The organism is Lysobacter sp. S4-A87 (genome assembly GCF_022637455.1).
Classification (GTDB): domain Bacteria; phylum Pseudomonadota; class Gammaproteobacteria; order Xanthomonadales; family Xanthomonadaceae; genus Lysobacter_J.
The window spans coordinates 102,971-124,617 of record NZ_CP093341.1; the positions used below are offsets into that span (position 1 = coordinate 102,971).

20 protein-coding genes are annotated in these 21,647 nt (G+C 68.5%); 11 read left to right on the plus strand and 9 right to left on the minus strand.

The features are described from left to right. The first annotated feature begins 193 nt into the window (after positions 1–193). From MNR01_RS00485 to MNR01_RS00505, 5 genes are all read left to right on the plus strand, one after another. A complete protein-coding gene (locus MNR01_RS00485; RefSeq protein WP_241919054.1) occupies positions 194–7,126 on the plus strand; it encodes a YadA-like family protein in 6,933 nt (2,310 codons plus the stop codon). A 116-nt stretch (positions 7,127–7,242) separates the two neighbouring features. Then, positions 7,243–7,752, plus strand: coding sequence for a DUF1993 domain-containing protein (locus MNR01_RS00490; protein WP_241919055.1), 510 nt, complete (start codon positions 7,243–7,245; stop codon positions 7,750–7,752). 24 nt (positions 7,753–7,776) lie between these two features. Further along, positions 7,777–8,430: a DUF998 domain-containing protein gene (locus MNR01_RS00495; protein ID WP_241919056.1), complete on the plus strand. Its 654-nt coding sequence runs from the start codon at positions 7,777–7,779 to the stop codon at positions 8,428–8,430. A gap of 56 nt (positions 8,431–8,486) precedes the next feature. After that, positions 8,487–9,227 carry a sulfurtransferase gene (locus MNR01_RS00500; protein WP_241920679.1) on the plus strand — a complete coding sequence of 247 codons (741 nt, stop codon included), beginning with the start codon at positions 8,487–8,489 and terminating at the stop codon, positions 9,225–9,227. Positions 9,228–9,387: 160 nt separating this feature from the next. Beyond that, complete coding sequence (locus MNR01_RS00505) at positions 9,388–9,987, plus strand: hypothetical protein (RefSeq protein ID WP_241919057.1); 600 nt, start codon at positions 9,388–9,390, stop codon at positions 9,985–9,987. 19 nt (positions 9,988–10,006) lie between these two features. On the opposite strand, the gene MNR01_RS00510 is transcribed toward MNR01_RS00505, so the two are convergent. Next, the gene (locus tag MNR01_RS00510; RefSeq protein ID WP_241919058.1) at positions 10,007–11,248 is read right to left on the minus strand and encodes a TIGR03862 family flavoprotein; all 1,242 of its coding nucleotides are present in this window, start codon (positions 11,246–11,248) and stop codon (positions 10,007–10,009) included. Positions 11,249–11,391: 143 nt separating this feature from the next. Here MNR01_RS00510 and MNR01_RS00515 point away from each other — a divergent pair, with 143 nt between their 5' ends. From MNR01_RS00515 to MNR01_RS00525, 3 genes are all read left to right on the plus strand, one after another. Beyond that, entirely contained in the window at positions 11,392–13,032 is a 1,641-nt protein-coding gene (locus MNR01_RS00515) for a serine hydrolase (RefSeq protein ID WP_241919059.1), read from the plus strand. A 48-nt stretch (positions 13,033–13,080) separates the two neighbouring features. Beyond that, positions 13,081–13,536, plus strand: a complete 456-nt coding sequence (locus tag MNR01_RS00520; protein WP_241919060.1) for a hypothetical protein — start codon at positions 13,081–13,083, stop codon at positions 13,534–13,536. A 113-nt stretch (positions 13,537–13,649) separates the two neighbouring features. Next, positions 13,650–14,642 carry an LLM class flavin-dependent oxidoreductase gene (locus tag MNR01_RS00525; RefSeq protein ID WP_241919061.1) on the plus strand — a complete coding sequence of 331 codons (993 nt, stop codon included), beginning with the start codon at positions 13,650–13,652 and terminating at the stop codon, positions 14,640–14,642. 24 nt (positions 14,643–14,666) lie between these two features. Here the strand turns inward: MNR01_RS00525 and MNR01_RS00530 are convergent, their stop codons facing one another. Further along, positions 14,667–15,161, minus strand: coding sequence for a lipocalin-like domain-containing protein (locus tag MNR01_RS00530; RefSeq protein WP_241919062.1), 495 nt, complete (start codon positions 15,159–15,161; stop codon positions 14,667–14,669). A gap of 111 nt (positions 15,162–15,272) precedes the next feature. On the opposite strand from MNR01_RS00530, the gene MNR01_RS00535 reads away from it, so the two are divergent. Continuing rightward, positions 15,273–16,112, plus strand: a complete 840-nt coding sequence (locus MNR01_RS00535) for a LysR family transcriptional regulator (protein WP_241919063.1) — start codon at positions 15,273–15,275, stop codon at positions 16,110–16,112. A 13-nt stretch (positions 16,113–16,125) separates the two neighbouring features. On the opposite strand, the gene MNR01_RS00540 is transcribed toward MNR01_RS00535, so the two are convergent. The 4 genes from MNR01_RS00540 to MNR01_RS00555 are packed head-to-tail and all read right to left on the minus strand — an operon-like array spanning position 16,126 to position 18,031. Further along, the gene (locus MNR01_RS00540; protein WP_241919064.1) at positions 16,126–16,587 is read right to left on the minus strand and encodes an FKBP-type peptidyl-prolyl cis-trans isomerase; all 462 of its coding nucleotides are present in this window, start codon (positions 16,585–16,587) and stop codon (positions 16,126–16,128) included. 4 nt (positions 16,588–16,591) lie between these two features. Continuing rightward, a complete protein-coding gene (locus MNR01_RS00545) occupies positions 16,592–17,140 on the minus strand; it encodes an SRPBCC family protein (RefSeq protein ID WP_241919065.1) in 549 nt (182 codons plus the stop codon). 25 nt (positions 17,141–17,165) lie between these two features. Beyond that, positions 17,166–17,594, minus strand: coding sequence for an SRPBCC domain-containing protein (locus tag MNR01_RS00550; RefSeq protein ID WP_241919066.1), 429 nt, complete (start codon positions 17,592–17,594; stop codon positions 17,166–17,168). Further along, on the minus strand, positions 17,591–18,031 hold the full coding sequence (locus tag MNR01_RS00555) for a metalloregulator ArsR/SmtB family transcription factor (RefSeq protein WP_241919067.1): 441 nt from the start codon (positions 18,029–18,031) through the stop codon (positions 17,591–17,593). Before MNR01_RS00555 ends, MNR01_RS00550 begins: the two co-directional genes overlap by 4 nt. Positions 18,032–18,171: 140 nt before the next feature. Between MNR01_RS00555 and MNR01_RS00560 the strand changes: the two genes are divergently transcribed. After that, positions 18,172–18,699: a phage baseplate assembly protein V gene (locus MNR01_RS00560; RefSeq protein ID WP_241919068.1), complete on the plus strand. Its 528-nt coding sequence runs from the start codon at positions 18,172–18,174 to the stop codon at positions 18,697–18,699. A 2-nt stretch (positions 18,700–18,701) separates the two neighbouring features. Next, complete coding sequence (locus tag MNR01_RS00565; protein WP_241919069.1) at positions 18,702–19,022, plus strand: hypothetical protein; 321 nt, start codon at positions 18,702–18,704, stop codon at positions 19,020–19,022. Here MNR01_RS00565 and MNR01_RS00570 read toward each other — a convergent pair. The 3 genes from MNR01_RS00570 to MNR01_RS00580 all read right to left on the minus strand — a co-directional run bounded on the left by MNR01_RS00570 (position 19,009) and on the right by MNR01_RS00580 (position 21,615). Continuing rightward, on the minus strand, positions 19,009–19,800 hold the full coding sequence (locus MNR01_RS00570) for a helix-turn-helix transcriptional regulator (RefSeq protein WP_241919070.1): 792 nt from the start codon (positions 19,798–19,800) through the stop codon (positions 19,009–19,011). The genes MNR01_RS00565 and MNR01_RS00570 overlap by 14 nt on opposite strands. A 64-nt stretch (positions 19,801–19,864) precedes the next feature. After that, positions 19,865–21,055 carry an NAD(P)/FAD-dependent oxidoreductase gene (locus MNR01_RS00575; protein ID WP_241919071.1) on the minus strand — a complete coding sequence of 397 codons (1,191 nt, stop codon included), beginning with the start codon at positions 21,053–21,055 and terminating at the stop codon, positions 19,865–19,867. Then, a complete protein-coding gene (locus tag MNR01_RS00580) occupies positions 21,052–21,615 on the minus strand; it encodes a YaeQ family protein (protein ID WP_241919072.1) in 564 nt (187 codons plus the stop codon). Before MNR01_RS00580 ends, MNR01_RS00575 begins: the two co-directional genes overlap by 4 nt. Positions 21,616–21,647 lie beyond the last annotated feature (32 nt).

A 21,647-nucleotide genomic window follows, 5' to 3' on the forward strand; every position in this document is an offset into this window, starting at 1 on the left:
CACCGGCAGCCGCACACGTTCAGCATTGTGATCGGCAAGGTTCGTGCCGGAACAATCGCAAAGCCCTGATTCTCAGGGCTTTTGCGCGCATGAAGGTGTTCACTCCATCTGCACGTTGTGCAACGTAACCCTTGGCCTCGTTGGGCTGCGACGCATCGCCGGCCCCAACGCCTTCATGCCTCGGGAGTCGGTCATGAGCACTCATGCACACCATCACCACGCAGCCGCTGGTTCGCGTGCTTCCAGCAGCGTGCGCCTGCGCAACCTCGCCGTGGTGATCGGCTTGCTTCTCGCCACGCCGCACGCCATGGGCGCCAACACCGCGATCAACGGCGGCTTCAACCAGAGCACGACCGGCACCGGCAGCGGATACGCATTCGGCAGCCACGGCAGCGTCGTGTTGAATGGCGACGAGGACTTCTGCGGCGCGGACAATGTCATCGGTCGAAGTAACCAGACCACCGGCATCACCGCTGACCAGGAGTACCTGCGTTTCGAGAGCAACCAGGCGTTCGGCGTGTTCCATCCCTATGGCACGTCCACCACCCAGGTGCTCTGGACCGGCGACGGCCAGACCACGAACAACATCGGCTACATGGGCGCCACCACCAGCGGCGCGAGCAACCGGTTGTCGCAGGCCTTCGGTGTGTATTCGTTTGCTACCGGATGCGGTGCTTATGCAACAGGCAACTACTCGGTTGCATTCGGCAACAACGCCACGGCCACGGCAGGCGGCGCGCAGGCGTTCGGCAACTCCGCGCTGGCGTCAGGAATCGGCAGCGTCGCGGTGGGCATCAGTTCGGCATCGACTGGCGTATCGAGCGTGGCAATGGGCTCGCGCGCCACAGCCTCCGGCGATCACGCGCTCGCGCTGGGCTACCGCTCCACGGCGGTCGCCGCCGACTCCGTCGCGATCGGCCCGTCCGCGACCGCCAACACCGCCAGCTCCATGGCCGTCGGCAGTCTGGCAACGGCGACAGGCACCAACACGATTGCATTGGGTGCTTCGGCGCTGGGCAGCGCCAATGCTGCCACCGCGGTCGGCAGCAATGCCCAGGCCGCCTTGAATTCGGTCTCGGTGGGTCAGGCAGCGCTTTCCAACGGTGGTTCCTCGGTCGCCGTTGGGCAGGGCAGTCAGTCCGCGGGATTGGAAGCCACTGCAGTGGGACAGCTGAGTATCGCCTCGGCACAGAACAGTTCCGCGCTCGGCCAGAACAGCCAGGCCACCGGTGTGCAGGGCACTGCGCTGGGTGAAAGCACCGTCGCCAGCGGCCCGCAATCGAGTGCGCTGGGACAGGCCGCCCGGGCAACCGTGGCCAACACCACGGCTGTCGGTCAGAACGCCGCGGCCACTGGCGTGCGCGCGATGGCGGTCGGGCAGGGTTCTGCAGCCAACAGCCAGGATGCGATGGCGGTGGGTCAGGCGGCGCAGGCGCTCGCCATCAACACCAGCGCCGTCGGCCAGGCGGCCAATGCTTCGGCCATCGGCGCCACCGCACTGGGCTTCCAGAGCGGCGCCAGCGGTCTGCGCGCCACGGCGCTGGGCAACAACTCACGCGCGACACAGACCGCCAGCACGGCGGTCGGCGGCTGGATCGATCGCAATGGCAACGGTCTGGTCGAGGCCGGCGAATTCACCAGCGCAACGGCCACCGATGCGACCGCACTGGGAACCGCGTCCACTGCCAGCGCGGCCGACGCGACGGCGCTGGGCTTCTCCGCGACAGCCTCGGCCATCAACTCAGTGGCGCTCGGCACCGGCTCCATTGCTGACCAGGCCAATACCGTCTCCGTTGGCACCGCCGCGGCGCAGCGCAAGATCGTCAATCTCGCTCCCGGCACCGCCGCGACCGATGGCGTCAACGTCAGCCAGCTCGACGCCGTGATCCAGACCACCGACGGCATCCGCTACTTCCAGGCCGATGGCCTGGGCGACGGCACCGACGATGCACAGGTGACGGCAGGCACCAATGGCGTGGCGGTGGGCAGTTCTGCAACGGCGACGGGTGCCGGCGCGGTCGCAGTGGGTGCCTCCGCGTTCGCGGCGGGCCCGGGCGACCTGGCCGTTGGCAGCAATGCCAGCGTCCTCGCCGACCAGAGCACGGCGGTCGGTTCCGACAGCGTGATCGCCGTTGGCGCGACGCAGGCCTCGGCGTTCGGTGCCACCAGCAATGTCAGCGGCGCGCAGGGAACGGCGCTGGGCTTCGGCGCCAGCGTCACCGCCGACGGTGCGATCGCCGTCGGCAGCCAGTCGGCTGCCTCGGGCAGCAATGCGGTTGCGCTGGGCCTGGGTACGCAGGCCATCGGTAGCGGCAGCACCGCACTCGGCGGCGGCGCGATCGTGCAGAGCGATGGCAGCGTCGCGGTGGGCAACGGCGCCGGCGTCATCGGCGGTGCCACGCAGGCCACGGCGATCGGCACCGGCGCCTTCGTCGCGGACACCGGTTCGAACGCGGTGGCACTCGGCGCGAACTCCGTCGCAGACCAGGCCAGTACCGTTTCCGTGGGCAGCGCCGGCAGCGAGCGCCGCATCGTCAACGTCGCCGCGGGCACCGCGCCGACCGATGCGGTCAACGTCAGCCAGCTCGGCGCCGTGACCGGCGATACGCGCTACTTTCAGGCCGAAGGCCTGAACGACGGAAGCGACGACGCGCAGGCGATCGGTTCGCGCTCGATCGCCAGCGGCCCGAACTCGGTGGCCAGCGGCCAGAGCTCCATGGCGATCGGCTACCGCAGCAACGCCAGCAGCACGCTCGGCGTCGCCATCGGCAGCTGGAACGACACCAACGCCAACGGCATCGTCGATGCCGGCGAGGTCACGCAGGCGACGGGCGCCGGCGGCGTTGCCGTGGGCAGCGCCGCGCAGTCCAACGGCTTCGGTTCGGTGGCGATAGGGTCCAGCAGCCGCGGGCTGGTCGATGCCAGCACGGCAGTTGGTACCGATTCGGAGGCGTCCGGCCTTGGCGGTGCCGCATTCGGGTACCAGTCACGGGCGACCACCACCGCCAGCACGGCATTGGGTGCAGGTGCGGCTGCCACGGGCATCCGCAGCACAGCCGTGGGCACGCTGTCCGTGGCCAGCGGCGACAACACCATCGGCATCGGCTTCCAGTCCAGCTCGGTGGGCGCCAACGGCATCGCGATCGGCAACACCAGCCAGGTCAACTCGGTCGACGGTCTCGCGCTGGGCACCAACGCGGTAGTGGCCGCGAACGACCCCAGCGGCACTCCGATGAGCCGCGGCATCGCGATCGGCAACAACAGTCGCGCCAACAATTCCGATGCGACGGCGGTCGGCGCCAACGCGATCGCCAATGGCCAGAACAGCGTCGCCTTCGGTACCGCATCGAACGCGCAGGGGCCGCAGGCCAGCGCGATCGGGCAGAACGCCCGAGCCATCGGCAGCAATTCGGTGGCACTGGGCACGTCGGCGCTGGCGCAGGGCAATGTCAGCACGGCACTCGGCCAGAACGCGACCGCGACCGGTTCATTGAGCGTCGCACTCGGACAATCGGCTGACGCCACCGCCAGCGAGTCGCTGGCCGTGGGCAACAACGCCCAGGCGACCGGATCCAACTCGACGTCGCTCGGGCGGTCGGCCAACGCCTCGCAGGCGGGCTCGCTGGCGTTGGGCGCCGACACCGTCGCTTCGGCGGTCGACGCGTTCGCCGGCGGTCGCGGCAGCGCCGCGGTCGGAATCGGCAGCACCGCATTGGGTGCCGCCAGCCGCGCGGCAGGTCCGGACGACACGGCGGTGGGCAGCGGTGCCCAGGTGCTGGCCGATCAGAGCACGGCAGTCGGTGCAGACAGCACGATCGCTGTCGGTGCAGTCCAGTCATCGGCGTTTGGAGCGACCAGCAATGTCGCCGCTGCGCAAGGTACGGCGCTCGGCTTCGGTACCAGCGTCACCGGCGTTGGCGGCGTGGCGCTTGGCACCGGCTCGGTGGCCAATCGCGGCAATGCAGTCTCGGTCGGGACCGCGGCGTCGCAGCGGCAGATCATCAACGTCGCCGCGGGCACCGCGCCGACCGATGCGGTCAATGTCAGCCAGCTCTCGACGGCTACCAGCGGGCTGCGCTATTTCAAGGCCGCCGGGCTCAACAATGGCAGCGACGACGCGCAGGCCACCGGCTTGGTATCGGTCGCGGCCGGCGCCAGCGCGATCGCCAACCAGGAGAGCACCACGGCAATCGGCAGCGACGCACAAGCCACTGCCGCGTTCGCCACGGCGCTGGGCCGCTCGGCCCATGCCTTCGGCACCGCATCGACGTCGCTGGGCCAGTTCAGCCAGACCGACGGAATCAACTCGGTGGCCGTCGGCGCGGATTCGTGGGCGCAAGCCGACAGCGCCATCGCGGTCGGGCAGGCGAGCATCGCCCGCGGCGTGGGCAGCATTGCCATCGGCCGCACCAGCATTGCCGCCGGACCGGACGACACGACGGTCGGCAATAACGCCAGGGTCGAGGCCGACCAGGGCACGTCCATCGGCGCCGGTGCGGTCATCGCCAGCGGCGCCAGCCAGGCCTCGGCACTGGGTGCGACCAGCAGCGTGACCGCAGCGCAGGGCACGGCACTGGGCTTCGGCAGCAGTGTTACGGCGATCAATGCCGTGGCGCTCGGCGCAGGCTCGGTTGCCGACCAGGCCGGAACGGTTTCGGTCGGCACGGTCGGCGGCGAACGCCGGATCGTGAATGTCGCCGTCGGCATTGCGCCGACGGATGCAGTAAACGTCAGCCAGCTCAACACTGCCGTGGCCGGAAATCGCCACTTCAAGGCGCAGAGCACGGTGTTGGGTGATGACGCCATCGCCAGCGGCCTGGGCTCGATGGCGGCGGGCGCACTGGCCGAAGCCAGCGGCTTGCGTTCGGTCGCGGTCGGCAGCGACAGCACCGCCAGTGGCGACCTGTCGATGGCCGTCGGCGGTGATTCACTCGCCAGCGGCACCGGATCGATGGCCCTCGGGCGGCTCGCGCAGGCCACCGGTGACGGCAGTGTGGCGCTAGGCATCGGTTCGGTTGCCGATCGCGGCAGCGCTCTGTCGCTCGGCACGGCCGGCAACGAACGGCAGATCATCCACGTCGCCGCGGGCACGGCGCCGACGGATGCGGTCAACGTCAGCCAGCTGGCCGATGCAACCACCGACAACCGGTATTTCCAGGCAGACGGCCTCAACGATGGCAGTGACGATGCGCAGGTCGCGGTCGGCACGCGCGCGGTTGCGATGGGCGCCTTGTCCAATGCCAGTGGTGCCAACAGCGTGGCCATCGGCATGCAGGCGACGGCCTCGGCCAGTGGCGCGTTCGCGGCCGGGTTCGCGGCCAACGCCTCCACCGAAGGCGCGGTCGCCATCGGCCGCAATGCCGCGGCCGGAGGCGGGGCATCGGTGTCCATCGGCGATGGCAACACCGCCAGCGGCAATGGCGCGGTGGCCATCGGCGATCCCAATGTCGCCACCGGTGATGGCGCCGTTGCGCAGGGCCTGGACAACACCGCCACCGGCAACGGTGCGCTGGCCGTGGGCCACACCAACAGCGCCATCGGCCAAGGGGCGGTTGCGCTGGGCTTCCAGTCGCAGGCGCAGCAGGCCGGTGCACTGGCCATTGGCGACACGGCGGTGTCGTCGGTGACCGGCGCGGTCGCGCTGGGTTCCGGATCGGTCTCCGATCGCGCACTCGCGCCGACCACCGGATCGATCCCGACCGGGTCGACCGCCATACCCATCGACACCACCGATGCGACGCTGCTTGGCGCGGTCTCGGTCGGTTCGGGGACGTCGTATCGCCAGATCACCCACGTCGCCGACGGCACGCAAGCCCAGGACGCGGTGACGATCCGGCAGTTGCAGGGTGCGTTGAACGCGGTCACCACGACCAGTTCGACCTACTTCCACGCCAACTCCGTTCTCGGCGATTCGCTCGCGGTCGGAACCGATTCGATCGCCGTCGGCCCGACCACCGTGGTCAACAGCGACAACGGCATCGGCATCGGCAATGGCGCCGTGATCGACGCGGCCGCACCGGGTGCGATAGCAATCGGCCGCGACACGCAGGTGTTGCTTGCCTCCGGCGTCGCCGTTGGTAGCCAGGCGCAGGTCACCGCCGAGCAGGGCGTGGCGCTGGGTGCCGGTTCAACCGCGAATCACGCCCTGAGCGTGGCGCTGGGTTCGGCGTCGCAGACCACGGTCGGTGCGCAGAGCGGCTATACCGCCTATGCGCTGGCCGCACCGCAGAACTCGTTCGGCGAGGTCTCGGTGGGCAGTGCGGGGGCGGAGCGCAAGGTCACCAATGTCGCAGCGGGCAGCGCCGCCACGGATGCGGTCAACGTCGGCCAGCTGTCGACGATGAGCCAGAACGTGGTGGCGATGTTCGGCGGTGGTGCGGCGGTTGGCCCGGGTGGAGCCATCACGCCGCCCAGCTACACCATCGGCGGCAACGTGTTCAACGATGTCGGCAACGCCTTGGCCAACCTGGACGGTCGCGTGACCAGTATCGAGGTCAACGGCAGCGGTGGTGGCCCTGGCCGGGATCCGCGGTTTGCCGCCAACGGCGACCGCGCCACGGCTTCGGCGACCGGCAGCAACAGCGTGGCCGCCGGCGATGGTGCCAGTGCGACCGCGGCCAACAGCGTTGCCGTCGGCGCGAACTCGGTCGCTGACCGTGCCAACACGGTCTCGGTCGGCTCCACCGGCAATGCGCGCCAGGTGGTCAATGTGGCGCAGGGAACCGCGGCGACCGATGCGGTCAACGTGCAGCAGATGTCCAACCAGGCAGCGGTGACGCTCAACCAGGCCAACGCCTACACCGACCAGCAGATCAACCAGATCGTCACCCTGCCGATGCAGGCGATCGAGGACCTGCGCGGCGAGGTCAACGACGAGTTCCGCGCGACCGACCAGCGCATCAACCGCCAGGGCGCGATGACCGCGGCGATGGTGCACATGGCCAGCAGCGCGGCCAACATCCAGACCCTCAACCGTGTTTCGGTCGGTGCCGGTTATGCGGAAGGAGAGGAAGCACTGGCGGTGGGCTACCAGCGGCTGGTCAAGCGCAACGTCTCGCTGTCGGTGGGCGCGGCGTTCAGTGGCAGCGAGCAGTCGGCCGGCGTCGGTATCGGCATCGGCTGGTGATCGCGCAAGCGTCCCGGTCTCCGCGACCGGGACGCTATGTTGCACACCGCGGCGGCGAGGCCGACGCCGTCGCCATGTACCATGCCCGGCTACGTCAACCCAATTCGAGGCAAGGCATGTCCATTTCGATGTACGACGCGTCGGTTCCGGTGTTCAGGCAGATGCTCGGCGCCATGGCCGGCCTGCTGGAAAAGGCCGAGGCCTACGCCGGCGAGAAGAAGATCGACGGCGGCGTGCTGCTGCAGGCGCGGCTGTTCCCGGACATGTTCCCGCTGGTGCGCCAGGTGCAGATCGCCTGCGATTTCGCCAAGAGCGTCCCGGCGCGCCTGGCCGACGTCGAGGTTCCGGCCTACGACGACACCGAGCAGGACTTCGCCCAGCTGCATGCGCGCATTGCGCGCACGCTGGCCTTCATGGACGGCCTCGACCCGCTGCTGTTCGAAGGCAGCCAGGAGCGCGAGATTGTGCTGCGTCCGGGCACGCCGAAGGAGCGTCGCTTCACCGGCCAGGCCTACCTGCTGCACTATGGCCTGCCGCAGTTCTACTTCCACGTTACAACCGCATATGCCCTGCTGCGCCACAACGGCGTTGCGGTGGGCAAGCTGGATTTCATGGGCGTGCGCTGATCTGAAGTCCCGGGAGTCGAGGCGATGTCCGGCGTCGATCTGACCGTTGGCATGGAGCACAGGGAGCGGGCGCTGGTCCGCAACCTGGGGACTGTCGCGCTGGTGGCCATTGCCTGGTTCCTTGCCACCGTCGTCGCGCTGCAGGTGCTGCGCGACGATCTCGACTGGATCCGGGTGCCGCTGAGCTTCTATCTCGTCGGGCCGTACGGGCCCTGGCTGCAGTTCGCCTACATCGCCCTGGCCAGCGCGATCGCGATGCTGGCCATTGGCTACTACCGCGTCATCCGCACGCCCGGCGGCAAGGCGGTGCTGTCTCTGTTCATGCTCGGTGCCGTGGCGCTGGCCATCACCGCCCAGGCCGAAACCGATCTTGGCGGCGGGCGCGAACTGACCCTGGGCGCCTACATCCACGCCATCTCCGCGCCCCTGGCATTCCTCGGCACGACCCTGGGGATGCTGTGGCAGTCCTGGCGCTTCCGCGCGGACCCGCGCTGGCGGCGCTGCTTTGCCATCGCCTTCGGTCTGGCGGTGGTCTGCTTCGGCGCGCTGTGGGCGCATGCGCTGTTGCGCGATCTGCCCCGCGGCCTGAGCCAGAAGGCCGTGGTCCTGGCGATCCTCGCCTGGCTGGCCCTGGCGGCCAGATGGCTGCGCCAGGCGCCGCTGATGAATCGAGATTAATCAATCACTTGGGCGGTGGGTCGGGTCGCTCCCCGACGGCGCTTACAATGCGCACCATGCTGCTCAATATCGCCGCCTACCACTTCACCCCCATCCAGCACCCCCAGGACCTTGCCGCACAGCTGCAAGCGCGTGCGCAGGACCTGGGCCTGCGCGGCTCCATGCTGGTGGCCGGTGAGGGCATCAACCTGTTCCTGGCCGGAACCGACGCCGCCATCCACGGTTTCCTCGACGCCTTGCGTGTGCAGGACGGCTTTGCCGATCTCATCGTCAAGTTCAGCCGCAGCCGGCGCCAGCCGTTCGCGCGGCTGAAGGTGAAGGTCAAGCCGGAGATCATCAGCTTCCGCCGCGACAATGCTTCACCGCTGACGGGACGGGCACCAGCAGTGCTGCCCGAAACGCTGGCGCGCTGGCTGGACCAGGGCCACGACGATGCCGGCAAGCGCGTGGTGATGCTCGACACGCGCAACCGCGAGGAGTTCGGCTACGGCACGTTCAACGAAGCGCTGACCCTGCCGATCGACAACTTCACCGACCTGCCGCAGGCGCTGGAACCGCATCGCGAAGCACTGAGCGACGCCACGGTGGTGAGCTTCTGCACCGGCGGCATCCGTTGCGAGAAGGCCGCGCTGTGGATGCAGGCGGAGGGAATGAGCAACGTATTGCAGCTCGATGGCGGCATTCTGGGGTACTTTGAACGCGTTGGCGGTCGCCATTACGACGGTCGCTGCTTCGTGTTCGACGAGCGCGTGGCGCTCGACCCGGGACTGCAACCCCTGATCGATGACGCTGCCTGAGGGCAGTCGAGCGCGGTCCGGTGGTTGCCGCCGGACGTTTGCCGACGGCGCCTGCGCCGCGGAACCCTGACAAGTGAGGACACTGATGGCACCAGCACGAGTGATCGAAACTGCGGCCGATAGTCGGCGCGTCAGCAGGCACGCAAGCAGGCACATCGCCTTGTCCATGGTGGCAGCCGCCACGCTGCTGCTGGCCGCGTGCGAGAAGCAGGCGCCGGTCAACAGTGCCCCGCCGGAGGAAATCACCGCACCCGCACCGGCCGCCAACCCGCAGCCGGACGTCAACGCCGAGCCGGTCGAGCGCGCTGCACCGCCGATGGTCAAGGCCGTGGCGATGGGCGAGTTCGAGCCGGGCAATCCGGTGGCGACGGCGGTGACGGGCAAGCTCACGATCGAAGACAACATGATGCGTGGCGACAACGGCGCCAGCTTCACCACCGAGCGCGTGGCGATCGTCAATGGCGCCGACCAGTACTCGCCAGGCAGCACCTATGCCCAGGCGATGATGGTGGCGGCCGACCAGGAAATCGAACTGCGCCGCGTGCTCGAGGAAACACCGCCGACGCAGATGCCGTCGAATGCCATGTGCGGCGGCAGCCAGACCGGCTTCATCGCATTGGCCAAGGTGAAGGAGGCCGGCGGCGACATGGTCAAGGTGATCGGCCTGAAGGGCAGCGACATGCCGGCGGCGAGCGCCAAGGGTATCGAGCTGTGCGCGTGCACGATGTACCTCGCGGCCGTCGCGCCGCCGAAGGCCTGAGCGTTACCGCGGGGGCGCGCTAGCGCAGCCAGTCAACCGCGCCGCGTCCGGCGCGCAGGCCGCTGGCGAAGCAGGCGGTCAGCAGATAGCCACCTGTCGGCGCTTCCCAGTCGAGCATCTCGCCCGCGCAGAACAAGCCCGGCATTGAGCGGATCATCAGCGCGTCATCGAGCGCTTCCAGGCGCACGCCGCCGGCGCTGCTGATCGCTTCGGCGATCGGACGCGGACGCAGCAACCGGAGTGGCAGTCGCTTGATCGTGCGTGCCAGCACCGCATCATCGTGCAGCGCCTGCTGGTCCAGCACCTCATGCAGCAACCCGGCCTTCACGCCCGCGATGCCGGCGTGGCGCCGCAGGTGCTCGCTCAGGCTGCGGCCGCCGCGCGGGCGGGCCAGATCGTGTTGCAGGCGCGGCAGGTCGCGGCCCGGTGCCAGGTCCAGTTCGATGCGGGCCTCGCCGTGGGCGGCGATCGCATCGCGCAACGTCGCCGACAGGGCATAGACCAGGCTGCCTTCGATACCGGTCGCGGTGACGACGCATTCGCCCTGGAGTTCGTGGTGCACACCGGAGGCATCGCGCCAGTGGGCGACGACCGGTTTCAGCGGCGCGCCGGCATGGCGGGTGGCGAAGTGCTCGCTCCAGCCGATGTCGAATCCGCAGTTGGACGGTTGCAGCGGGGCGACGTCGACGCCGCGCGCCAGCAGCAGCTCCTGCCAGGCACCGTCCGAGCCGAGCTCGGGCCAACTGCCACCGCCGAGCGCCAGGACGGTGGCGTCGCAGCGCAGGACGACTTCGCCATCGGGCGTGCCGAAACGCAGGGCGCCGTCATCCGTCCAGCCCAGCCAGCGGTGCTGCACGTGGAAGCTCACACCCGATTCGCGCAGCCGCCGCACCCAGCCGCGCAGCAGCGGCGCTGCCTTGCGGTCCATCGGGAACACCCTGCCTGACGTGCCGACATAGGTTTCGATGGCGAACCCGCTGCGCGCCCATTCGCGCAAGGCATCGGCATCGAAATCGTCGAGCCAGGCGGCGACTTCGCTGCGGCGCGAACCGTAGCGCAGGTCGAACCCGGGCCGCGGCTCGCCGTGGGTGAGGTTGAGGCCGCCCTTGCCGGCGATCAGGAATTTGCGGCCGACCGAGCCCTTGCCTTCGAACAGGTCCACCTGCAGTCCCGACGCGCGGGCGACTTCAGCCGCCATCAGGCCGGCGGGGCCACCGCCGATGATGGCCAGGCGAGCAGGGGGGCGGGTCTGGGAGGGCATCGGCGGGAAGGCTGCGGGGGAGGGGAATTATGCCTGCTTGGCCAGGTTGCCTTGGCATGCCCCCTTGTGCGGCAAAGGACGGGGCTTGGGGCGTGGGCGCACTTTGGCTAAGGTGGCCTCATCCCTGGGGAGCAGATCAACGCATGTCTTTGCGATTCATTCCGGCGCAATGCGCCGTACTCGGCCTGGCGCTGGTGGTGCATGGCGCCGTTTCTGCACAGCAGGTCGCGCCCGCGTCCACCTTGCCGCCGCAACTGCAGGACTTCGACGCCTACGTCGAAGGCGTCCGCAAGCAGTTCGATGTGCCGGGGATCGCCGTCGCCATCGTCAAGGACGGCCAGATCGTGCTCGAACGCGGCTTCGGCGCGCGCGAGACGGCGGGCAACGGCAAGCCGGTCGACGCCAGCACCCTGTTCGCGATCGCCTCCAACACCAAGGCCTTCACCGCTGCGGCCCTGTCGATCCTGGCCGACGAAGGCAAGCTCAGTCTCGACGACCGCGTCACCGACCACCTGCCGTGGTTCCGCATGTCCGACCCGTACGTCACCCGCGAGATGCGCGTGCGCGACCTGCTGGCGCATCGCAGCGGCCTCGGCCTGGGGGCCGGCGACCTGCTGTACTGGCCCGGCACCGACTACAGCACCGAAGAGGTCGCGCGACGCCTCAAGGACGTCCCACTGACCGGCAGCTTCCGTGGCCAGTACGCCTACGACAACATCCTCTACGGCGTCGCCCAGCTGGTGATCGAAAAGGCCAGCGGACAGTCCTATGCGCAGTTCCTGCAGCAGCGCATCTTCACCCCGCTGGGCATGCGCGACACGCGCTTCAACAGCGATGCGCTGCGCCCGCGCGACAACGTCGCCACCGGCTATGCGAAGGCCGACTTCAAGGACCTGCAACCGGCGCCGCGGATGTCGTGGGGCAATGTCTCCGGTGCCGGCGGCATCTACTCCAGCGTGCACGACATGAGCCAATGGATGCGCATGCAACTGGCCGGCGGCACCTACCGCGACGCGCATGGCAACGAGCAGCGCTTGTTCAGCGAGGAGCGCCAGCAGGGCATGTGGTCGGTGCTCACGCCCATCCCGGTCGCCAAGCCTTCCGTGCCGGAACTTGAAGCGGCCAGGCCCAATTTCCTCGGCTACGGTGAAGGCTGGCAACTGTCGGACTACCGCGGACGCAAGCTGGTCTGGCACACCGGCGGCTGGCCGGGAATGGTGTCGCGCCTGACCCTGGTGCCGCAGCACAAGCTGGGCGTGATCGTGCTGACCAATGCCGAGGTCGGCGGCGCATTCAATGCCGTGACCATGCGCGTGCTCGATGCCTACCTCGACGCGCCGAAGACGGACTGGACCGCCGCCTACGCAGCCGCCTTGGCCAAGTCGCAGGGCAAGGCCGACGAGGACTGGCAGAAGCACCTCGCCGCGCGCGCAGCCGCCGCTCCGCCGTCGCTGCCGCTGGCACGCTACGCCCGCACCTACCGCGACCCCTGGTACGGCGACGTCATCGTCGAGCGGCGCGGCGACAAGCTGGTCATGCGCTTCGGCCACACGCCGGAACTGGTGGGTGAACTCACCCCGTGGCAGAACGACACCTTCGTCGTCCGCTGGAACGAGCGCTGGCTCAACGCCGATGCATTCGTCAGCTTTGCCCTCGATGCCGATGGCGGGATCCGGGAAGCGCGGATGGAGGCGATCTCGCCGCTGACCGACTTCAGTTTCGACTTCCACGACCTGCGCCTGGAACCGGTGGCCGACGACAAGGCCGGCAAGGTATCCGGCTGAGGTTCGCTTCTCACAGTCGCCTCACGGCGCAGGCAGGAGGCTGGTTCGATGAACGATGACGAGCGCTGGTGGCCCGACACCCAGGACATCCCGCGCCTGGTGCGGGCGATCTACGAGTGCATCTCCGGTCCGGCCGGGGCACCGCGCGACTGGGCCCGCTTCCGCTACCTGCAGCATCCGCAGGCGCGCAGCCTGCGCACGGTGGTCGATGCCGACGGCGGTACGCGCGCGATGGTGTTCGACGTCGACAGCTACATCGACGACGTCGCGCCGTTCTTCGCCGCCAATGCCTTCCATGAAGTCGAGATCGAACAGCGCGTGGAGCGCTTCGGCCAGGTCGCGCATGTCTGGAGCCGCTATGAAGCGCGACCGGCGCCGGACTCGCCGGTGCTGCTCAAGCGCGGCGCCAACAGCATCCAGCTGTGCCATGAGCATGGGCGCTGGTGGGTGTTCAGCACCATCTGGGACAACGAGCGCGAAGGTGTAGTGTTCGACTTGTGGTGATCCCCATGCTGGCGCATCGATGCAATGCTGCGCGTGCACGGTTGGAACACTGACGCTCTGGGATCGCGGGCCATTCGCCCCCAGATCGTCGCCATGCGCCAAGGAGTGCCGCCATGATTCCGTTTTCCGTTCTCGACCTCGCCCCGATCACCGAAGGCAGCGACGCCGCGCAGGCGTTTGCCAACAGCCTCGACCTGGCCCAGCACGCCGAGCGCCAGGGCTATCACCGTTACTGGCTGGCCGAGCACCACAACATGCCGGGCATCGCCAGCGCCGCCACCGCAGTACTGATCGGCCATGTCGCCTGTGGCACGCAGACGATCCGCGTTGGTGCCGGCGGGGTGATGCTGCCCAACCACGCGCCGCTGCAGGTGGCCGAGCAGTTCGGCACGCTGGAGGCGCTGTATCCCGGGCGCATCGACCTGGGCCTGGGGCGTGCTCCCGGCACCGACCACGCCACCGCACATGCCCTGCGTCGGTACTTCGAGGCCGCCGACATGTTTGCCCAGGACGTGGTGGAGCTGCTGCATTATTTCGAGCCGGTGCACGCCGGTCAGGCGGTACGTGCCGTGCCCGGCGCCGGCCTGGACGTGCCGGTATGGCTGCTTGGCTCGAGCCTGTTCTCGGCGCGGCTCGCCGCGCAGCTGGGCCTGCCGTTCGCCTTCGCCTCGCATTTCGCGCCCGATGCGATGGACATGGCGCTGGCCTCTTACCGGCGCGAGTTCCAGCCCTCCAAGCGCCTGCAGCAGCCGTACGCGATGCTGGCCCTCAACGTGGTCGGTGCCGCGACCGATGCGCAGGCCAAACGGCTGTTCACCACGCAGCAGCAGGCGTTCGTCAATCTGCGTCGCGGCAAGCCCGGTCTGATCCCGCCGCCGATCGACGACATCGAGGCGTTCTGGACGCCGCTGGAGAAGAGCGGCGTCGAGCAGGCGCTGGCCTGTGCGGTGGTCGGCGACGAGAGCACCGTCCGCGACGGCATCGCCGCCTTCATCGAGCGCCATCGCCCGGACGAATTGATGATCACCGCCAATGTGTTTGACCACGCTGCTCGGCTGCGGTCGTTCGAGATCGCCGCCGGCGCGCGCGAAGCGCCCGCTGCGTAGCCGCATGCCATCAAAAGCAGGGGCTCATTCGACCCGGCGCCACACCGAGACGGGAATGCTGCCATCGGCGCGGGGCGGCACCCGGTAGCTGAGCTCGTCGCCGTGCAGCGTGTACTGGCGCCGCTGCACCGTGCCTTCCCAGTTGGGGAAGGACGAGCCCTCGATCGAGAACACCAGCTGGTTGTCCTTGCGATCCATGGTGACGGTCCCGTAGTGCGTGCTGCTGCCCATCACCGCGGACTTGAACTCGTCCGCACTGCCGTCGGCCTTGTTGTCGGCGGCGAAGCGAAGCCGTTCGGACTTGAAGATCTGCAGCGAATAGTGGCCCTCGGCGTCGACGACGAGTCGGCCCTTGGGCTGCTCGCCATAGTCGCGTGCCACTGCGCCGCCAGGCAGGATCTTGTCCGCGGCAACCAGCGTCCACGTCCCGCGCAACGGCGATGGCAGCTCGAATGAAGGCGCATCGCGTGCCGCCAGTCCCGCCAGCACCGCGAAGGTCATTCCGATCAAGCGATTCATGGGTGACTCCTGCGTTTGAACGATCTTGTGGCCACAAACTAGCCCGCTTGAGCGATAATGAAAACGCATCAAGGCTTGTATCTGTCATTTCAATAACGAATGATCGCCAGTATGGAAACGCTGGACATCGGCGCGGTAAAGGCCTTCGTGCTCGCGGCGGAGCTGCAGAGCTTCACGCGTGCGGCCGATGCGCTTGGCATTACTCAGTCCGCCGTCAGCCTCAAGCTGCGCCGGCTCGAGGAACAGCTCGGGCGCCGTCTGCTGGAGCGAACGCCACGGCAGGTGCGCTTGTCTGCCGAAGGCCTGGCGTTCATCGGCGCAGCGCGCGACCTCGTTTCGACGCACGACCTTGCCGTTTCGGCGTTTGAAACAGAACCGCGCCGACTGGTGGTCGGGATCAGTCATCAGCTGATAGGCGGCGAGTTGCCCTCGCTGCTGGGCAATCTGCGAGACCATGACCCGGGCTTGCGGATCGAAATGCGCATTGGCGGCACCCGCGAGCTGATGCAGGCCTACGACCAGGGCCAGCTCGATGCGGCCCTGGTGTTGCGACCGGAGGACAGGCGCAAGCAGGGCAGGGCAGCGTTCACCGAAGCGTTCTCATGGTTCGCCGCCACCGGATGGAAGGCACCCGCGGGCAAGCCGTTGCCGTTGGCGACGCAGGGAGAATCATGCGGCATCCGCGGCGCTGCGGTGCGGGCGCTGGATCAGGCTGGAATCGCCTGGGACGAAGTCTTCGTCGGGAAGGGCGCTGCCCTGCTCGGCGCCGCCGCCGCGGGCGGACTGGCGGTGGCCGTGCTGGCGAAACGCGCGGCACCGCAGGGAACGATGGACGTCGGTGGCGTGCTCTCGCTGCCACCGATCCCTTCGCAGGAGGTCATGCTGTACAGCGCCCTCACGGACCGGCGTTCGCGCGAGGCACTGCGGGTGCTCACGCTGGCATTCCGTTGAACACCGGTTACGCCTAAGGCCGTGCCGACGGGCTGCCGTGTTCGCGCACGCCGAGCAGTTCGACTTCGAACACCAGTGACCCGTTCGGCGGAATGACGCCGCCTGCGCCGGCGCTGCCGTATCCGTAAGCGGGCGGGATCATCAGCACGCGGCGACCGCCGACGCGCATGCCGGCCACGCCTTCGTCCCAGCCGCGGATCACGCGGCCGGCGCCGAGCAGGAAGGTAAAGGGCTCGTTGCGGTCACGCGAACTGTCGAACTTGCTGCCGCGTCCGTCGGCGGCCTTCTGCTCGTAGTTCCAGCCGGTGTAATGGACGGTGACATCCTGGCCGGAGGTGGCAACCGCTCCGGTACCGACCTGCTGGTCGATTGCCTCGAACCGGGCGATCGTGCCGCCCGGCGGTGGACCAGGATCGGAGCAGGCGGCGAGGGCGGCGAGGGCGATGACAGCGATGAGGCGCGATGCGGTTTTCATCGCACTAGCGTATCCGTTTCTCGTACTCGGCTTCCACGCGCGTATGCGTCGCCCAGAATCCGGGCGGGGTACGGCCGGCGAGCCGGTCGGCGAGGATGCCCAGGTGCGTATGCCAGCCGGCGGCCACGCTGGTCATCTCCTCGCGCGTCGCCAGGCGACTGTGCGTGACGACCAGTTGCACGTCGTTGCCGCGCGCAGTGAGCTCGAACCGCACCTGCGAATCGGCATCCGTTTCGCCCCAGGAATATTCGAGCAGGCGCGGCGGGTCGCAGGCGATGATGCGGCCGTGCATCTGGCTGGGGCCTGCGTATTGCGCGTACTTCTCCGGAGGTGCGGCGTCATTTTCGGTCAGCTCCGAGTTGCGGAACTCCAGGTCGACGCGGCCACCGGCGTGCAGTTGCATGTCGCCGGAGGCGAGCCAGGTGCCGCGCTTTTCCGACTCGGTCAGGTAGGCCCAGACGCGCTCGATCGGCCCCGGAAGCGTGCGTTCAATGCGGACGGTGCCGGCGGCGATGACGACACCGAATTCATCGGCGGAGGGTGAAAGGTTCATCTGCAACTCCTGGGGTGTTGAGGCGTCAGGCGAGATGGCGCGCGAGTGCGGCCAGCACCATCGTCCAGCCCGATTCGGCCGGCTTGGCATATTCGGCGTGCTCGGCTGCCATTTCGTGGGTGAGGGTGAGCAGGCTGCCGCTGCCGTCGGCCGTGATCTCGACGGTGATGCGGTCGCCCTGGTCGGCGTCCTCCTCCATCGCCAGGGCGAAGACCAGCCGGTGCGGCCGGTCGATCTCCAGGTAACGCCCGAAGTGCTCGGCATCGCCGTTGGGGCGCCGTTCGACGATGGCATAACGACCACCGACGCGCGCCTCGATCTGGACCCGCTGCATCTGCCCGTCGGCGGTCGCGAACAGCCAGCGGCCAGCCGTCGCCGGGTCGAGCCAGGCATCGAAGACACGCTCGGGCGAGGCGTCGAACCGACGCGATACACGGACCACCACTGGATTCATCGTTTGCTCCTGGGGGATTTTGCGGACGCTGGTTTGCCGGACTTGCGGCTGGAGGGGCGAGCGGTAGCGCTGGCGCGGTCGTCGGCGACGCTGTCCTCTGCCTTCAACAGCGCATCGAGCGCATCGAGTCGCGCATTCCAGAACTGCTCGTAATGGCGCATCCACTCCAGTCCCGCATGCATCGGGCCGGCGTCGAGGCGGCAGGTGTGGATGCGGCCCTGCACCTGGCGCCGTACCAGGCCGGCGCGTTCGAGCACCTTGATGTGCTTGGACGCTGCGGCCAGGGAGATCTCGAACGGCGCCGCCAGTTCGCCGACGCTGCGCTCCTGCCGTGACAGGTTGCGCAGCATTGCCCGCCGGGTCGGGTCGGACAGGGCGTGGAAGATGGCATCGAGGGTTTGTTCTTCAACCATGTGGTTGAGGATCGCCGCAGTCATGACTGATTGTCAACCATCTGGTTGAGCATCGCGACGGACGGTCTGCCTCGAGCGGGCTGGCCTGCGGGCAGGGCTGTTCACGTTGATGTCCACGGGGGATCCGCATGTCCATACATCACGCGGTCCAGGAATCCAGTCGCATGCCGCACCAGACAAAGTCCGACCCCCTCCGCCACTACGGCAAGTTCCGTGGCGTGGTGGTCGACAACATCGATCCGCTGCAACTCGGCCGCGTGCTGGTGCAGGTGCCGAAGGTCTTCGACGCCGGCGGCTCGCGCTGGGCCATGCCGTGCGTGCCGGTGGCGGGCCACCAGAGCGGGCTGTTCCTGTTGCCGGCGATCGGCGCCCCGGTCTGGGTGGAGTTCGAGCAGGGCGATGCCGAATTGCCCATCTGGGTTGGCGGCTACTGGGTCGACGCCGGCGAGTTGCCGGTGATGGCGCCGTCCGGCCAGGGGGTGTCGGCGATGCTGCTGCAGACGCCCGGCCAGAATTCGGTGCTGGTGTCGGACCTGCCCGGGCCCGATGGCGGCGTGCTGCTGCGCGCGCAGAACGGCGCGACGATTGCGGTCAACGAAGCGGGCATCACCATCAGCAACGGCCGCGGTGCCAGCATCGTCCTGGCAGGCACGATGGTGACCATCAACGACGGCGCGCTGACGGTGGTATAGCCATGGGCGGAGCGGTCCTGCATCTCGGCGCGAGCGTGGCCTGCGCGCACGGCGGTCCGGCCACGCCGACGGCACCCTATTCGCGCGTCACCGTGTCCGGGCGGCCGGTGGTGACCGTCGCCGCGCCTTACACCATCGCCCACTGCAACCTGCCATGGCCGGCCGAGGCGCTGCGCTGCACGGGCGGGCAATGGCTGCAGGGCAGCACCCGCGTCTTCGCCGGCGGTCGCGCCCTGGTGCTCGATACCAGTCCGTCGATGTGCGTGCCCAACGGCGCCGCAATGGTGGTGATGGAATGCCAGATGCGGGTTACGGCGTTGTAGCAGCCAGCATCTGCAGCGCCTGGGCCGTGGCGGCGTCGGCGGGGAAGAACGATTCGATTGCCAGTTCCGCCAATGTGACATCCATCGGCGTGCCGAACACCGTGGTGGTGCTGATGAAGGACAGCTCGCCCATCGCCGTGCGCAGGCGCAGCGGCACGATGACCGCGGGTGCGCCGGAGGTCGAGGGCTCATCGTCCGCTGCCGGGTACGCGGCGAGCTCGTCGTACAGCGCAGCGAGGATCGCATCGCCGGTCGCATCGGCCTGGTGACGCAGCCGATGCAGGACGTGCGCCCGCCACTGACCGAGGTTGGCGATGCGCGGCGCCACGCCGTCCGGATGCAGGCTCAGCCGCAGCACGTTGCACGGTGCGTGCAGCAGCGCCGGTGCAGCGCCCTGCAGGAGGGGTGCGAGCGCGCGATTGGCCGCGACCAGGTTCCAGTGTCGGTCCACGGCGAGCGCGGGGTAGGGCTCATGGCCGGCGAGCACCAGGTCGATCGCGGCCTGCGCCTGCGCCATGGCCGGATCGTCGAGGCGGCGCTCGCTGTACATCGGCGCCAGCCCGGCCGCGGTCATCAGCACGTTGCGTTCGCGCAGCGGCACGTCGAGACGATCGGCCAGGCGCATCAGCATCGCCCGGCTCGGCAGCGAGCGCCCGGTTTCGATGAAGCTGATGTGGCGCGTGGACGTGTCCGCCAGGCCGGCGAGGTCGAGCTGGGTCAGGTGGCGGCGCTGTCGCCAGTCGCGGATCAGCTCGCCGAGTGGTCGGATCATGTTCATGGCCGAACCTTAGCCGGGGCGGGCGCTGAAGTGCATTACCCGGCAGGTAATGTCATCGCCGCGGTCACACCGCCAAGCCTGCCGCATGCCCGGACGCCCAGGCCCACTGGAAGTTGTAGCCGCCCAGCCAGCCGGTCACATCCACCACTTCGCCGATGAAATACAGCCCGGGCACGCGCCGGGACTGCATCGTGCTCGACGACAGCTCGTCGGTGTCGACGCCGCCGAGCGTGACTTCGGCGGTGCGGTAGCCCTCGCTGCCACTGGCGACCAGCGGCCAGTTCGACAGTACGTCGGCGATCTCGCGCAGCTGCGGTGCGTTGAACTGCTTGATCGGCCGGTTCGGCAACCAGACCTCGCACAGGCGCTGGGCGAAGCGCTTGGGCATCACTTCGCCGAGTACGGTCTTGAGTTCGGCAGCGGGGCGCTCGTGCTGCCACTGCTGCAGTGCTTCCAGCGCGTCACGTCCCGGCAGCAGGTCCAGGCGAAGATCGTCGCCGGGTTGCCAGTACGAAGAGATCTGCAGGATCGACGGGCCGCTGATGCCGCGATGGGTGACCAGCATGAAATTGCTGAAGGACTGGCCGTTGCAGTTGGCCGTGACCGGCAGCGCGACGCCGCTGAGGTCGGCCAGGCGCTCCTGGTGCTTGCCGCTGAGCGTGAGCGGCACCAGCCCGGCGCGGGTGGGCAGCACGGCATGGCCGAACTGGCGCGCGAGCTCGTAGCCGAAGCCGCTGGCGCCCATCGACGGAATCGACAGTCCGCCGCTGGCCACCACCAGCGCCGGCGCGGCGAACGCGCCGTGGCTGGTGTGCAGGCGGAACGTGGCACCTTCGCCTTCGCCATGGCTGACCCGCTCGATGCTGCAACTGGTCTCGATGCGCACGCCGGCGGCATGGCACTCGTCGACCAGCATCTTCACGATCAGCTTGGAGGAGATGTCGCAGAACAGCTGCCCGAGCTCCTTCTCGTGGTAGGCGATGCGGTGGCGCTCGACCATCTCGATGAAGTGCCACGGCGTGTAGCGCGCCAGCGCCGACTTGCAGAAGTGCGGATTGGCCGAGAGGAAATTGGCCGGGGTGGTGCCGGTGTTGGTGAAATTGCAGCGACCGCCGCCGGACATCAGGATCTTCTTGCCGACGCGGTTGGCGTGATCGACCACCAGCACGCGCTTGCCGCGCTGGCCGGCGGTCAGCGCGCACATCAGTCCGGCTGCGCCGCCGCCAATAATCGCGACGTCGTAGTGCCCGGTCATGCCCGCGCGGCTTCCTCGTCGGAGGCCATGCGGGTCACGGTACGGAAGGTGAAGGAGTGACCTTCGCCCAGCCACTGCACTTCGCCGTCCTGGATCAGAACGTTCACGCGCATGGCGCGCTGGTGCACGCCGGCCAGTGCCTCGACCGTGTCGGCGCCGATGTCGATGACGGTGAGATTGCGCAGCCGCTTGAGGGCGTAGCTGTTCTTGTCCCACCACAGGTCGGCGGAACGGCCGGAGTAGTTCACCACCACGACCTGGCGCGCGCGGCCGCAGGCCTTGCGGATCCGCGATTCATCGGGCTGGCCCAGGTCGATCCACTGTTCGATCTCGCCGGTGTAGTCGCGCCGCCACAGGTCCGGATCGTCCTCGCTGCTGAGGCCGCGGCCGAACTCCAGGCGGTCCTCGGCGAACATCGCGAACGCGAGCAGCCGCACCATCAGCCGCTGTTCGGTCTCGGACGGATGCTGGGCGACGGTGAGGTTGTAGGTAGCGTAGTGATGGCGGTCGAGGTCGCTGACTTGCAGCTCGGCCTTTACCACGGTGGCCTTGAGCGCCATGGGGTACATCCGGTAGGGGCAGGAAAGCAGGG

Bases quoted from the DNA above. Each gene is read 5' to 3' on its own strand.
- MNR01_RS00485 (WP_241919054.1), top strand. From the start codon at position 194: ATGAGCACTCATGCACACCATCACCACGCAGCCGCTGGTTCGCGTGCT.
- MNR01_RS00490 (WP_241919055.1), top strand. From the start codon at position 7,243: ATGTCCATTTCGATGTACGACGCGTCGGTTCCGGTGTTCAGGCAGATG.
- MNR01_RS00495 (WP_241919056.1), top strand. From the start codon at position 7,777: ATGTCCGGCGTCGATCTGACCGTTGGCATGGAGCACAGGGAGCGGGCG.
- MNR01_RS00500 (WP_241920679.1), top strand. From the start codon at position 8,487: ATGCTGCTCAATATCGCCGCCTACCACTTCACCCCCATCCAGCACCCC.
- MNR01_RS00510 (WP_241919058.1), bottom strand. From the start codon at position 11,248: ATGCCCTCCCAGACCCGCCCCCCTGCTCGCCTGGCCATCATCGGCGGT.
- MNR01_RS00515 (WP_241919059.1), top strand. From the start codon at position 11,392: ATGTCTTTGCGATTCATTCCGGCGCAATGCGCCGTACTCGGCCTGGCG.
- MNR01_RS00520 (WP_241919060.1), top strand. From the start codon at position 13,081: ATGAACGATGACGAGCGCTGGTGGCCCGACACCCAGGACATCCCGCGC.
- MNR01_RS00525 (WP_241919061.1), top strand. From the start codon at position 13,650: ATGATTCCGTTTTCCGTTCTCGACCTCGCCCCGATCACCGAAGGCAGC.
- MNR01_RS00530 (WP_241919062.1), bottom strand. From the start codon at position 15,161: ATGAATCGCTTGATCGGAATGACCTTCGCGGTGCTGGCGGGACTGGCG.
- MNR01_RS00535 (WP_241919063.1), top strand. From the start codon at position 15,273: ATGGAAACGCTGGACATCGGCGCGGTAAAGGCCTTCGTGCTCGCGGCG.
- MNR01_RS00540 (WP_241919064.1), bottom strand. From the start codon at position 16,587: ATGAAAACCGCATCGCGCCTCATCGCTGTCATCGCCCTCGCCGCCCTC.
- MNR01_RS00545 (WP_241919065.1), bottom strand. From the start codon at position 17,140: ATGAACCTTTCACCCTCCGCCGATGAATTCGGTGTCGTCATCGCCGCC.
- MNR01_RS00550 (WP_241919066.1), bottom strand. From the start codon at position 17,594: ATGAATCCAGTGGTGGTCCGTGTATCGCGTCGGTTCGACGCCTCGCCC.
- MNR01_RS00555 (WP_241919067.1), bottom strand. From the start codon at position 18,031: ATGACTGCGGCGATCCTCAACCACATGGTTGAAGAACAAACCCTCGAT.
- MNR01_RS00560 (WP_241919068.1), top strand. From the start codon at position 18,172: ATGCCGCACCAGACAAAGTCCGACCCCCTCCGCCACTACGGCAAGTTC.
- MNR01_RS00565 (WP_241919069.1), top strand. From the start codon at position 18,702: ATGGGCGGAGCGGTCCTGCATCTCGGCGCGAGCGTGGCCTGCGCGCAC.
- MNR01_RS00570 (WP_241919070.1), bottom strand. From the start codon at position 19,800: ATGAACATGATCCGACCACTCGGCGAGCTGATCCGCGACTGGCGACAG.
- MNR01_RS00575 (WP_241919071.1), bottom strand. From the start codon at position 21,055: ATGACCGGGCACTACGACGTCGCGATTATTGGCGGCGGCGCAGCCGGA.
- MNR01_RS00580 (WP_241919072.1), bottom strand. From the start codon at position 21,615: ATGGCGCTCAAGGCCACCGTGGTAAAGGCCGAGCTGCAAGTCAGCGAC.